Genomic DNA, 11,786 nt, shown 5'->3' on the forward strand with positions numbered 1-11,786 from the left:
GTGGCGGCCGGCGTCGGGCGCTTAGTGGGCAGCGGGGACGACGTCGGGCTTCTCGGTGCCGCGCTTGAGCATCAGGGACAGCAGTGCACCGATGATGCACATGCCCACGATGAACCACAGGCCGGAGAGCTTGGAGCCGGTGGCATCCTGCATGAAGCCCATGACGTAGGGGCCGAGGAAGCCGCCGAGCAGGCCGATGGTGTTGACGAACGCGATGCCGCCGGCGAGGGCGGCGCCGCTGAGGCGGGTGGCCGGGTAGGTGAAGAGGATCGGCTGCAGGGCGAAGAAGTTGAAGGCGGCCAGGCAGAAGCCGATCATGCCGAGCAGCGGGCCGCCGACGGCGCCGAGCGCGAAGCCGGCGATGATGCCGATCATGGTGCCGGTGACCAGGAGGCGGGAGCGTTTGCCGTCGGTGGCGAAGCGGGGAACCAGCAGCGCGCCGGCCGCGGAGAAGATCCACGGGATGGCGGTCAGCAGGCCGATCTGCAGCGGGTTGAGCTTGCCGTAGGTGCCGATGATGGAGGGCAGGAAGTAGGACAGGGCGTAGACGGCAATCTGGTGGGTGAAATAGACGCCCACGACCAGGAGGATCTGCTTGTCTTTCAGGACGTCGCGGAGGCGGTGGTTGCCGGAGGCTTCCGCGCCGGCCTTCTCTTCGGCGGCGATCCGGGCCTCAAGGTCGGCGGCCTCCTCGGGGCTGAGGAACGTGGCTTTGCTGGGCCGGTCCGGGAGCTTCTTCCAGACGACGTAGGCCAGGACGCAGGCCGGCAGGCCCTCGACGAGGAACATCCACTGCCAGCCGTGCAGGCCGCCGAGGCCGTCCAGGGTCAGCAGCAGCCCGCCGAGCGGGGCGCCGACGATGTTGGCGATCGAGACGCCCAGCAGGAACATGCCGTTGGCCTTGGCGCGGTCCTTGACCACGAACCACTGGGTCAGAAAGTACATAACGCCTGGGAAGAGCCCGGCCTCGGCGACGCCGAGCAGCATCCGCATGATGTAGAAGGACCACTCTCCCTGCACGAAGGCCATGCCGGCCGAGATGATGCCCCAGGTGATCATGATCCGCATGATCCAGAAGCGGGCGCCCACCTTGTGCATGATCAGGTTGGAGGGGATTTCGGAGAGGGCGTAGGTCAGGAAGAACAGGCCGGCGCCGATGCCGTAGGCGGTGGCGGAGATGCCGAGGTCAATCTCCAGGCGGTCCTTGGCCATACCGATGTTGGTGCGGTCCAGGAACGCCATGATGTAGGCGCCGATCAGCAGCGGCATGACTCGGCGCAGGATCACGCCGTTAATTTCCTGCGGTGTGCGCATCTTCGTTGGTGCGGATACAACTGACATGGGTCTTCGTCCTTGAATTGGGGTCAGGATTGATGGTCAGGGCGGACAGCGGGCAGCGTTCAATCGGCAGCCGACGCTGCGAGGTGGTGCGTTTGGGGAGTTGCGGTTGGTGTGGTGACTAGGTGAGGGCGGGGGTACAGCCGCAGGTGCGGCCGATGTGGAGGCGGTGCCGGCACACCAGCGAGGTGTAGTTCCGGGACGGGGCTTCGATGCGTTTGAGTAGCATGGCGAAGGCCTCATGGGCCATCTCCTGCTGCGGCTGGACAATGCTGGTCAGGTTGATCAGTCCGGAGCGGCTGTGCGGCAGCCCGTCGCAGCCGGCCACGGCCACGTCCTCCGGGATCCGCAGGCCCCGCGCCAGGGCGTACTCCATCACGCCGATGGCGAGCTCGTCGCTGCCGCAGACCACTGCCTGCGGCGGGGTTCCGGAGGCGAAGAGACGTTCCGCGGCCAGCCGGCCGCCTTCGTTGTTCACCCGGGTGCTGATCTTGCGGTCCCCGCTGATGACGACGCCGGCGGCGGCCGCCGTCCGCACGAAGGCCTGTTCCCGGGCCAGTGAAGCGGTGGAAAAGCGGGGGCCGATCACGGTGGCGATCTCGGTGTAGCCGTGGGCGAGCATGTGCTGCATCAGCAGCGTCGCGGCGGCGTCGTCGTCGATCCCGACAAAGTCTGAATCGAGGAAGTCCGCCCGGCGGGACAGGCAGACGTAGGGGATCCGGGCGGACCTCAGCGTGCGGAGGGCGCGCGCATCGTCCCGGAGCGAGGCGGCGAGGATGACGCCGTCCACGTTGCGGTTCGCGAGCGTGGACGTGACCTGGGCGAGGACCTCCGGATCGTCCTGGGTGGTGGCGACAAAGACCTCGTAGCCGGAATCGGCTGCCGCGGAAATGACGCCCTGCGCCCAGCGCGGGAACATCGGGTTGATGATGTTGGGCAGGATCAGGCCGATCACGCGGGTGCGCTGCAGATCGGTGGACTGGGAGGACTTACGGGGCCTGAAGCCCAGCTCGTTCGCCACGTGGATGATGTGGCGCCGGGTCTCCGGCGAGACACCGCCCTTGCCGTTGAGGACGTAGGACACCGCGGCCGAGGAGACGCCGGCCGCGCGGGCCACGGCTGCCGCGGAAACCGGCGCAACGGGGCCATCGGTGGCAACGGTGGTGGCTTGTTCCTGCATTCTGACCCTCCTTCGCATCGGTTTCGGTCCCTGTGACCTCAGTTACAGTAAGTAACCCGCACAACGTTAAGCAACGTTAAGTGATGTGGGGTGGGATGTCCGGGTGTGGCATCCGGTCCGACGGACATGCTCTGGCCTGGGTTCGCTCGGTTTCCGCAGCCAGCCCAACGGACATGCCCATCCTTGGACTCGGCCAGTAGACATATCCGGACTATGTCCATTCGTAGGCGCGAGGAATGGGCATGTCCGGACGCTCCAAGGGCTGAGGCCGGGCATGCCCAGCGCCCCGAGCCAAGGATGGGCATGTCCGGAAGCTCGAAGGGTGGCGGCTGAGCATGCCCAGCGCCCCGCGCGAAGGATGGGCATGTCCGGACGCTCGAAGGGCTGAGGCCGGGCATGCCCAGCGCCCCGCGCGAAGGATGGGCATGTCCGTAAGGACGCCCGGCCGCGCCGGAGGACTCCGGCCCTAGACAGCAGTTTCGCCGTGGGCAAACATGGAGCTAAAGGAGCCAATTCCAAAGTTGAGCGGGCTAGACTCAACTTTGACGACAGTTTTATCCCGGAAGGAGCTCTCTTTGGACGCGAAATTCACTACCAAGAGCCAGGAGGCTCTTTCGGCAGCAGCCATGAACGCCTCGACGGCCGGAAACCCGCAGCTGGAACCGGCCCATCTGCTTAAGGCGCTCATGGACCAGCGCGAGGGGGTCGCCGTCGCGCTCCTCCGCGCCACCGGAACCGATCCGGATGCCGTCAGCGTCCAGGCCAGCTCCGCCATCAAGGCCCTCCCCTCCACCTCGGGCGGCTCCGTGCAGCAGGCCCAGCTTTCCCGCGCCGCGATGCAGGCCATCAAGAACGCGCAGAACGAGGCGGAACGGCTCGGCGACACCTTCGTCTCCACCGAGCACCTGCTGCTGGGCCTCGCCTCCGGCAGCGACGACGTCGGGCGGCTGCTCCGCGATGCCGGCGCCTCCCACGAGGCGCTGCTCGCAGCGCTGCCCGGGGTCCGCGGCGACCGCAAGGTGGACAACGCCGACCCCGAAAACACCTTCCAAGCGCTGGAGAAGTTCGGCACCGACCTGACCGCGATCGCGCGCTCCGGCAAGCTGGACCCGGTGATCGGGCGCGACGCCGAGATCCGCCGCATCATCCAGGTCCTCAGCCGCCGCACCAAGAACAACCCGGTGATCATCGGCGAACCCGGCGTCGGCAAGACCGCCGTCGTCGAAGGCCTGGCCCAGCGGATCGTGGCCGGCGACGTGCCCGAGAGCCTGCGCGGCAAGACCCTGGTTGCCCTGGACCTGGCCTCGATGGTGGCGGGCGCCAAGTACCGCGGCGAATTCGAGGAGCGGCTCAAGGCGGTGCTGGAGGAGATCAAGAGCTCCGAGGGCCAGATCGTCACCTTCATCGACGAGCTCCACACCGTGGTCGGCGCGGGCGCCTCCGGGGACAGCTCGATGGACGCCGGCAACATGCTCAAGCCCATGCTCGCCCGCGGTGAACTCCGGCTGATCGGCGCCACCACGCTCGACGAATACCGCGAGAACATCGAAAAGGACCCGGCGCTGGAACGCCGCTTCCAGCAGGTCTTCGTCGGCGAACCGAGCGTGGATGACACGATCGGCATCCTGCGCGGACTGAAGGAACGCTACGAGGCGCACCACAAGGTTTCCATCTCCGACTCCGCCCTCGTGGCCGCGGCGACCCTGTCCAACCGGTACATCTCCGGCCGGCAGCTGCCGGACAAGGCGATCGACCTCGTCGATGAGGCCGCGTCCCGGCTGCGGATGGAGATCGACTCCGCCCCGGAGGAGATCGACCAGCTGCGCCGCCAGGTGGACCGGCTGACCATGGAGGAACTGGCCCTGGCCGGCGAGACCGACCCGGCCTCGGTGGAACGCCTTGCCGCTCTGCGCGCCGACATGGCGGACAAGAAGGAGGAGCTCGCGGCCCTGAACGCCCGCTGGGAGACCGAGAAGGCGGGCCTGAACCGTGCCGGCGACCTGCGCGCCAAGCTGGATGAGCTGCGGTCCGCGGAGGAAAAAGCTGAGCGCGAGGGCGACTTCGAGACGGCGTCCCGGATCCTCTACGGCGAGATCCCGGCCCTGGAGCGCGAACTCAAGGCCGCGGCCGAGGCCGAAGCGGCCGTGACCGACAAGTCCGGACAGATGGTGGCCGACGAGGTGACCGCGGATGACATCGCCGAGGTGATCTCCGCGTGGACCGGCATCCCGGCCGGGCGCATGCTGCAGGGCGAGAGCCAGAAGCTGCTGGAGATGGAGCACGTCCTGGGCGAACGGCTGATCGGCCAGACCAAGGCGGTCACCGCCGTCTCCGACGCCGTGCGCCGGGCCCGCGCCGGTATCAGCGACCCCAACCGGCCCACCGGATCCTTCCTCTTCCTGGGCCCGACCGGCGTCGGCAAGACCGAGCTGGCCAAGGCGCTCGCGGACTTCCTCTTCGACGACGAGCGGGCCATGGTGCGGATCGACATGTCCGAGTACTCGGAGAAGCACTCCGTGGCGCGGCTGGTCGGGGCGCCTCCGGGCTACGTGGGCTACGAGGAGGGCGGCCAGCTGACCGAGGCTGTCCGCCGTCGTCCGTACTCCGTCCTGTTGCTCGACGAGGTGGAGAAGGCCCACCCGGAGGTCTTCGACATCCTCCTGCAGGTGCTCGACGACGGCCGCCTCACCGACGGCCAGGGCCGCACCGTGGACTTCCGGAACGTGATCCTGGTCCTGACCTCCAACCTGGGCAGCCAGTTCCTCGTGGACCCGAACCTCGACGCCGCCGCCAAGCGGGATGCGGTCATGGCCACGGTGCACGCCTCCTTCAAGCCCGAATTCCTGAACCGGCTCGACGAGGTGGTGCTTTTCGACCCGCTGAGCGTCGAGGAACTCGCCGAGATCGTCGAGCTGCAGGTCAAGGAGCTGGGCGAACGGCTCAAGGGCCGCCGCCTGACTCTCGAAGTATCGGAAGGCGCGCGGGCCTGGCTGGCCGTCACCGGCTTCGACCCTGCCTACGGCGCCCGGCCGCTGCGCCGCTTGGTGCAGCGGGAGATCGGAGACCGGCTGGCCAAGTCCATCCTGGCCGGCGAGATCGCCGACGGCGACACGGTCCTGGTGGACACCGCCCCGGATCTGATGGAGCTCACCATGGGCGGCGCGGACGTGTCCGCGCGGCCCGACGGCGGAGCGTCCACCGGCAGCGGGCTCTCGGTCCGCCGCAAGGAGTAACGCAAGGAGTCACGCCGCGAACGGCAAGGGCCGCCCGCCGGATTCCACCTGTGGGCGGCCTTTTCGTTGAATGTCAGCTCTGCTGGCCCGGGGCTTTGCCGGTTCCCGCCATAAGGGCGAAATATCCCGGAACGCTTTGGCGGGCATTCTCGGACCTCATGGGGACCACCTCGATGCTGATCGGGCCGTCCTCGATGAGCTGCCAGTCCGCGTCCGGGAACAAGGCGTGGCGTTCGCGGGCACCGAAGCGGCCCGGCCGTGGCAGGTTTTCCAGCGCCCGGCGCAGCTGGCGCGGTACGTTCTCTCGGGTGGCCCCGAGCTCCGCCAAATAGTCCAGGCTGTTGCCGGGGAAATTGGTTTCCGCCAAAAAGATCCGGCCCTTGTCCCCAACTGCCGTCCGCAGGTTTTCCACCATGGCGGCTTGCTTGTCGGGTTTCAGGACGTGAAAGACTCCGCGGACGAAGACGTTGACGGGGCCCAGCCGCTCCAAGCTAAGTCCTCCCGTGCCTGTATCCGCAGCATCCAGGACCATAAACTCAGCATTGGGGACATCTTCTGCTTCCGCAGCCGCTCTGTCGATTGCGCCGGCGGACACATCGATTCCGATCACCCGTGGAAAAAGCCCGGCCAGCCACCGGGTGTACGTCCCATTGCCGCAACCCACGTCAACGACCGGAAGAGCCGGATCAAAGTGGGCGCGGATCAGATCGGCGTACTGCCCGCGCTCCGTAGCGGAATCGGCGTCCCAGAGAACGTCTCCGGCCCTGCCCGTCGTGTCGATGCCCTTCCAGTACTTGTCCCAGGCGGCATGCGGATCCCTCGGTGCCCGGGATGCGAGACGAACCACTGTCGGGATAAGCCGCATGCGGTCCCAGAGCTTTGCCATGCCGTCACTTTACCTTTGCTGTCCGGCAGCGCGGAGCCGATTAAGTGCGTCTACAGCGGGCTCCGGACGTCCGAAGTAGTAGCCCTGCCCGTAGAGACAACCCATAGCCCTGAGTTCTGCGGCCTGCCCGGCCGTTTCGATGCCCTCCACAATCGCCTCGAGCTCGGCCGCTGAGATCAGCTGGAGGATGGCAGAAACGAATTTCTGCTGCCGGGGGTCGGACTCAAGGTCCTTGATGAGGGAGTGGTCCACCTTGACTGTGTCTGCGGGAAGCGTCCGGAGGTAGCTGATGGACGAGTACCCGGTGCCGAAGTCGTCAATCTGCAGTCCCACACCCATGGCGCGGAGGGCTCTCAGCACCTGTTCCTCTCCCGCTCCGGGGGACATCAGGACGGTTTCGGTGATCTCAAGCACCAGCCGGCCCGGTTGCACGTCGTTCTTTTCCAACGTGTCCCGGATGTCCTGCAGCAGGTCGCCTCTGAGGAGCTCGGCGGCCGAGAGATTGATGTGCAGCCGGAAATCGGTGAGATCCGGTGCCTCCCTTTTCCACCGGCTCAGCTGAGAGATTCCTTCGTGCAGGATCCATCGACCCAGCTCGACGATGAGGCCGGTTTCTTCCGCGATGCCGATGAAGTTGTCCGGCATGATGGTTCCGTGGACCGGGTGGTGCCACCGGACGAGGGCCTCCACGCCGGCGACTCGCCCGGAGGCGAGTTCAATGACCGGCTGGTAGAGAAGTGCCAGCTGTCCCTCGGAAGCCGCCGTGCGCAACTCGGCTGTTATCCGCGATCGCTCCCTGACGGCGTCGAGCATATCCGGGTGGAAGCGCTCGATTCTGTTCCGGCCCTGGGCCTTGGCTTGATACATGGCGATGTCGGCATCGCGCATGAGTTCCTCCGAGCTATGTCCGGGATTGCGAAGGCAGATCCCGATGCTCGCCGTGGTCCAGACCGTTTCGGATCCCACGTGTATGCACTCCTGCAGGGCTTCCCGCGCCCGCTGCGCAATGTGGACGACTTCCTCTTCGGTCGCCCCTGCAATGAGGACGGCGAATTCATCCCCGCCGAGGCGCGCCACGGTGTCCGAGGTCCGGACCACGGAGCGCAGACGGCTGGAGACCTCCACAAGCACGGCATCTCCGGCGCTGTGCCCCATGGTGTCGTTGATTGCTTTGAAGGAATCCAGATCCAACACGAGAACGGCCGCGGCGCTGCCGCCCTGTGCGCTGGCGCCGATCGCGTCCTGGATTCGCTCGCTGAGCAGGGTCCGATTGGCCAGGCCCGTCAAAGCATCGGTTTTGGCCATCTGCTCCAGCTCGACCTGGGTGCGCCGCAACATGGCGGTGCGGGCAGCCACCCGTTCTTCCAGGTCCGAATGGATATGGCCGAGTTCTTCGGCGAGGAGATTGACGCCGGTAATGACGGCATCAATCTCATCGCGTTGGTCCGAGGGTTCGATCCGCGCACTCAGCTCGCCGGCAGCAAGCCGGACGATGCCGTCGACCAGCAGTTGCAGGCGGCCGTCTACAGCCCCGTCGGCCGGAGCCGTGTAGGGAAGAGTCTCAGGAACGTCGACAGTTGCGATGCTGTCTTGTCGTTGCCGACCCCTTTCACCGGTCGGCACTGAGCCATTCCATGGCGTCGTTGCGCGAGGTGAAAAACCGTGTTGGGCAAGGCGGTATATGAACCCCCAGGAAGAAGTTCGCCAGGACCCGGTCCACGGGCGACCGTCCCAGCAGGGCGATGCGGGAGGCGCTGCACGGGATGGACCAGATGCTTCGGGCTTCACGGCTGACGGAAGCCACCGCCGCCATGTCGACAAGCATCGGATGGGGGACGCCCTGGCAGGCCTCGTTCACTTTCGCCATCGCCGCCCGGGCATCCGCGACCTCAATGCTGATCCCGGGTAGCCACTGCAGGTGGATGTAGCCGTCAGCGAGGAGTTTGACGCTCCCCTTTCCACCGTCGACAGAATCCGGTGCCACGACCATGTCTCCTCCTGAATGGGCAGCCGAGAGATTCAGCAACACCTCAAAGGTACCGTTGGTTCCGCTGGTGTCCATGAAAAACCCGCCGCCGGGCGTGAAGAATACGCTGACGGAGCCCTAGAGCCGCGGGATAAGGGATTCCTTGATGACGTTTCCGCCGTCGGCCACGAAGTAGCAGTCCACCCGCCGGTCGCCGGTGCCCCAGCTGGAGGAGCTCGGATAGGCCAGTTTGTAGCTGAACTGGTAGTTCCCGGACTTGTCGGTGAGCTGGGCCGCCTTGCAGGTGTCCAGCGCCTTCTGCTTCAGCGGGTCACGGCCCGGGTAGGCGTCGGCGGCGGCGTAACTGTCCACTGCCACCAACTGGGCCGAATGTCCGGTGTCACAGGCCACGACAGTGGAGGTGGGGGCGTTTGCGTCGAAGTCCTTGAAGCAGTCGCCGAGCCGGAAGTCCATCGGGTTGACGCCTTCCAGCGGCAGCGGGCCCCGGGCCGCGGGGGCCGCGGACGAGGACCCGGCCGGAGCGGGCGAAGTGCCGGCCGTGGGTTGCTGGGTGGCGGCACCCAGCGAGGTCAGCCACCAGATCACCAGCCCCAGCACGACGACGGCGGCCAGGGCGGCGCCGACCTTCGCCAGGCCCAGCCGTTGGGCGGCGGCCCAGAGGGTCCGGCCCGCCCGTCGGGCGCTCGCGCCCAGCCTGCCGCCCAGCTGCCGGGCGCGGGGCCCCAGGTCTGAGGTCCTGAGTTGCGCCACCTGGGCGGAGAGCAGCTTGCCGAATTGGGAGGCTCCGGAGGTGGTCTTCCGGTTGTCGGCCTTCCGCTTCGGGGCCTCGACGCCGGCGCGTCCGCCGTCCGCGGCCGGCGTCGTGGACCGGGTTTCGGCCCCCGCCAAGGTTTCGGCTCCCGCCCGGGCTTCGGACCGGGCAGCGGCCCGCCGGGAGGACGGCGCGGCGGGTGCAGGGGCAGTGGCGCCCGGCGCGGTGCTGCTTAGGGGCGTGGTGCTTGAGGGAGGGGTGCTTGAGGCGATGCTGCGCGGGACAATCGGGACGGCGGACGTCGGCGGCGCGGAAGGCCGGGGCGGGATGCGGACGGAAGAGGGCATGCGTGCCGGCGGGGCCGGGACCGGCCGCTCTCCGGGGGCGTCCGCAGGGGGAACGTCAGGCATTCCGGCATCGCCGCGCCTGGCGTTCTCGTCGCTCGCAGGCTTTTCGGTCACTCGGGAATTCACCTCTTCCGTGCGTCTTTGCCGGGGCTGGATGCCCGGCTCCGGGCCGCGTTTCCGGGAGCCCATCAAGAGACTCTATCGAAGAAGGCTGCCGGGCCGCATGCGGAGGCGCTCGGGCGGCGAGCAGTGACCGCCGAAAGCATGTAATCTAGGTGTACGACAAATTGACCAAACATTCCGGGGCCTCACCGAACGCCAATGGTGACCACCTCCGGTCCGAGTACAAAAGGGGGTCACGCCATGGGGCGCGGCCGTCAAAAGGCAAAAGCTACCAAGCAGGCTCGGGATATTAAGTACTATTCCCCGAACACTGACTACTCTGCGCTTCAGCGTGAGCTCAAGAGCTCGGAGGGTCGTGCGCCGAGCCGCTTCTCGAGTGAGCCCGTTGAGCCGGATTATTCGGCTTATGTGGATAAGTACGCGGACGATGTGGAAGAGGACGACGACGAGGTAGATTCCCGTCGGATAGGTTAGTCGACACTTCTTCCGGTCACCCCTTGCCAAGCGAGGGTGCCGACCAAGTTTTACAGGCCCGCCGGCCACACCCTCTTCGGGGCGTGCCCGGCGGGTTTTTTGCGTCCGGCAACCACCCGCCCCTGCCGCCCTCCCTCCGGTGCCGGCCCCGCTGCCCCCGCCGCTGAACCGCCGTTTAGACGGTTCCGCGCCCAGTCGATGCTTCTAAACGACTTGTAGGCAGGGAACCATCGAAACGGCGGGCGAGGATCGGTTGCTGGGCCACGCGCCCCGGGCTAGTTTGGACTTGCCGGGCTGTCCGGCATTTCTCTGGGAAGGACTTTCCATGGCGATTCGTTCGGGGTATGCCGAAGGCGAGGTCTGCTGGGCCGATCTCCAGACGTCCGATGTGGCTGCGGCCAAGGAGTTTTACGCCGCCATCTTCGGCTGGCGGTACGAGGACCAGCCCACCCCCGACGGACGCAGCTTCGCCCAGGCGTTTCTGGGCCAGGAACTGGTTACCGTCATCGCGCCGCAGAACCCGCAGCAGCAGCGGGCGGCGGCCCCGGGACAGTGGAACGTCTACTTCGCCGTCGACGACGCCGCCGGGCTCGCCGCCGAACTGCCGCACACCGGCGGGGTGCTCGAGTTTGGGCCGGAAGCTGTGGACGGAACCGGCGTGATGGTCTTCTTCGCCCCGCCCGGCGGAGGGACCACGGGCGCCTGGCAGGCCGGCACGCACTTCGGCACGGCGCGGAGCGAGGAAGCGGGCGCCCTGGCCTGGGTCGAGTTGCTCACGCCCGAGCCGGAGGCCGCCGTCGGGTTCTTCCAGCAGCTATTCCGCCACGAGGTGACCGAGTACCCGCAGGACGACGGAGGAACGTACACGACCCTGATGGTGGACGGCACAGAGGTCGCCGGGATCGCCACCGTGCCCGCGGCCGAGCGCAACCTTGAGCCGGGCTGGCAGGTGTATTTCGGGGTTCCCAGCGTCGCCGAAGCCGTGGCGACGGCGCGCGCTGCGGGCGGCGTCGTCCTCATTGAACCGGCGGACGATGAAGCCGGTGCCATTGCGACGCTCCGGGACCCGCAGGGCGGCGTGTTCAGCGTGCTGGAGGTTTAGCCGGGCCCCCGAAAGAGAGCCGGAACGCCTACGAGGCAAGCCGCGCGCGTGCGGTGCTGCCAGGGCCCGCAGCTTCATCGCCGGACCCGGGCGGGCTCACCTCGGCCCACACGGCATCGAGGGAGAGGCCCAGGACGCCGGCGATCGCGGCGATGGTCGGAAAGGCCGGCGTGGCCACGCGGCCAGACTCGATCTTTCGAAGGGTTTCGGGCGAGACGCGCGCATCGAGGGCAACTTCAAGCATGGAGCGGTCACCCCTCGCGCGGCGCAGCAGGACACCGAGGCGCTGTCCGCGCTCGACTTCAGCGGATGTGAGCGGCAATCTGACCATGGATCCAATTCTAATACCGGGATAATATGACCGG

General features: G+C 67.2%; 10 protein-coding genes. 3 read left to right on the forward strand and 7 right to left on the reverse strand.

The features are described from left to right. Positions 1 to 21: 21 nt before the first annotated feature. Both AC1DH3_RS10355 and AC1DH3_RS10360 read right to left on the reverse strand, forming a co-directional pair. Positions 22 to 1,341: an MFS transporter gene (locus AC1DH3_RS10355; protein WP_441416644.1), complete on the reverse strand. Its 1,320-nt coding sequence runs from the start codon at positions 1,339 to 1,341 to the stop codon at positions 22 to 24. Between the two features lie 118 nt (positions 1,342 to 1,459). Next, entirely contained in the window at positions 1,460 to 2,518 is a 1,059-nt protein-coding gene (locus AC1DH3_RS10360; RefSeq protein ID WP_476909244.1) for a LacI family DNA-binding transcriptional regulator, read from the reverse strand. A 575-nt stretch (positions 2,519 to 3,093) separates the two neighbouring features. Between AC1DH3_RS10360 and clpB the strand changes: the two genes are divergently transcribed. Further along, positions 3,094 to 5,751: an ATP-dependent chaperone ClpB gene (clpB, locus tag AC1DH3_RS10365; RefSeq protein ID WP_476909245.1), complete on the forward strand. Its 2,658-nt coding sequence runs from the start codon at positions 3,094 to 3,096 to the stop codon at positions 5,749 to 5,751. A 73-nt stretch (positions 5,752 to 5,824) separates the two neighbouring features. Here the strand turns inward: clpB and AC1DH3_RS10370 are convergent, their stop codons facing one another. From AC1DH3_RS10370 to AC1DH3_RS10385, 4 genes are all read right to left on the reverse strand, one after another. Then, on the reverse strand, positions 5,825 to 6,637 hold the full coding sequence (locus AC1DH3_RS10370; protein WP_476909246.1) for a class I SAM-dependent methyltransferase: 813 nt from the start codon (positions 6,635 to 6,637) through the stop codon (positions 5,825 to 5,827). Positions 6,638 to 6,646: 9 nt separating this feature from the next. Next, the gene (locus AC1DH3_RS10375; protein ID WP_476909247.1) at positions 6,647 to 8,260 is read right to left on the reverse strand and encodes a putative bifunctional diguanylate cyclase/phosphodiesterase; all 1,614 of its coding nucleotides are present in this window, start codon (positions 8,258 to 8,260) and stop codon (positions 6,647 to 6,649) included. Next, entirely contained in the window at positions 8,247 to 8,627 is a 381-nt protein-coding gene (locus tag AC1DH3_RS10380) for a DUF7793 family protein (protein WP_476892281.1), read from the reverse strand. The genes AC1DH3_RS10375 and AC1DH3_RS10380 overlap by 14 nt, the downstream gene beginning before the upstream one ends. 114 nt (positions 8,628 to 8,741) lie before the next feature. Beyond that, on the reverse strand, positions 8,742 to 9,836 hold the full coding sequence (locus AC1DH3_RS10385; protein WP_476909248.1) for a hypothetical protein: 1,095 nt from the start codon (positions 9,834 to 9,836) through the stop codon (positions 8,742 to 8,744). Positions 9,837 to 10,085: 249 nt separating this feature from the next. Between AC1DH3_RS10385 and AC1DH3_RS10390 the strand changes: the two genes are divergently transcribed. Together AC1DH3_RS10390 and AC1DH3_RS10395 are read left to right on the forward strand one after the other, a co-directional pair. Beyond that, positions 10,086 to 10,319: a DUF3073 domain-containing protein gene (locus tag AC1DH3_RS10390; protein ID WP_082492711.1), complete on the forward strand. Its 234-nt coding sequence runs from the start codon at positions 10,086 to 10,088 to the stop codon at positions 10,317 to 10,319. Between the two features lie 325 nt (positions 10,320 to 10,644). Beyond that, complete coding sequence (locus AC1DH3_RS10395; protein ID WP_476909249.1) at positions 10,645 to 11,421, forward strand: VOC family protein; 777 nt, start codon at positions 10,645 to 10,647, stop codon at positions 11,419 to 11,421. A 28-nt stretch (positions 11,422 to 11,449) separates the two neighbouring features. On the opposite strand, the gene AC1DH3_RS10400 is transcribed toward AC1DH3_RS10395, so the two are convergent. Further along, positions 11,450 to 11,752 carry a helix-turn-helix domain-containing protein gene (locus AC1DH3_RS10400; protein ID WP_441416652.1) on the reverse strand — a complete coding sequence of 101 codons (303 nt, stop codon included), beginning with the start codon at positions 11,750 to 11,752 and terminating at the stop codon, positions 11,450 to 11,452. Positions 11,753 to 11,786 lie beyond the last annotated feature (34 nt).

This window comes from Arthrobacter sp. 05L428 (assembly GCF_056397665.1).